Origin of the sequence: Asticcacaulis sp. AC460 (genome assembly GCF_000495795.1) — a bacterium.
GTDB lineage: Bacteria > Pseudomonadota > Alphaproteobacteria > Caulobacterales > Caulobacteraceae > Asticcacaulis.
The window spans coordinates 1-1,026 of sequence record NZ_AWGD01000062.1; the positions used below are offsets into that span (position 1 = coordinate 1).

At 58.6% G+C, this 1,026-nt stretch carries 1 protein-coding gene; it reads right to left on the reverse strand.

Annotation, left to right across the window (positions count from 1 at the left end):
* Positions 1-1,026: terminase large subunit domain-containing protein (locus ABAC460_RS47900; RefSeq protein WP_023456041.1), on the reverse strand; the 1,026-nt coding region annotated here is incomplete at both ends.

A 1,026-nucleotide genomic window follows, 5' to 3' on the forward strand; every position in this document is an offset into this window, starting at 1 on the left:
CGCCGGTCAGTGCATCCTCAACCGTGACAATCTGGCGCCATTGCCCATCACCGCACAGCACGCCTTTTGACAGGTGGCTGTGGCTGAGGTCGAGCTGAACGTGATCGGCTTTGCTGCGGCGGCCCTTGTTGAACAGTTCCCCCGACCAGAACGGATAAGCGGAGTGCGCCAGACTCGACGGTGTGGAAAAGGAGGTAGTGCGCCACCGCTTGTGCAGCGACATCCCGCTGGCGACTTTGCGCAGCTCCTGAAACTTCGGTATCCAGAAATACTCATCCAGATACAGATTGCCGGTGTAGCTCTGCGCGGTGCGCACGTTGGTGCCGAGGAACATCAGGCGGGCGCCGTTCGGCAGCACCATTGGATCGCCTTTCAGGTCAACCTCGACCAGCCGGGCAAAATCAATGATGTAATTGCGGAATACATGCGCCTGCGCCTTACTGGCCGACAAGAAAATCTGATTGCGGCCGGTGGTCAGCGCATCAAGTAATGCTTCGCGGGCAAAGAAGAACGTGGCGCCGATCTGGCGCGATTTTAGGATGTTGCGGATACGGTGTTGCAGCCCGGCGCGATACCATCCCATCTGATACTCGAAGGTGGTTTCTGTGAAGATGCTTTGCAGCTTCTCCACGGCGGCCTCGCTGAACACGTTGCGCTCGGCGGGCTTGCGCTCGCCTTTGTTGCGGTTGGCGACGTTCGGGTTTAAGTCCGCCTCGTTGCCGGTCGCCGAATAGCGATTGACCCGCGCCAGCCGTTCAATCTGGCGGCCCAACAGGTCGATTTCTTTGAAGTCTTTCCCCTCCTTGACGTCTTTCATGATGAGCTGAATCAACCGCGCTTCCATGCTTTGTTCCACGCGGGAAATGGGCGCGATGCCGTCCCATTTATCGCGCAGTTTCCAGCTCTGCACGGTCGGCCCCTTGAGGTTCAGCGTTTCCGCAATTTGGCGCACAGAGAAGCCCTGCCAGTAGAGCAAGGCAGCTTGGCGGCGCGGATCGCTGATGATGGTTGTTGCCGGTGTCGTAT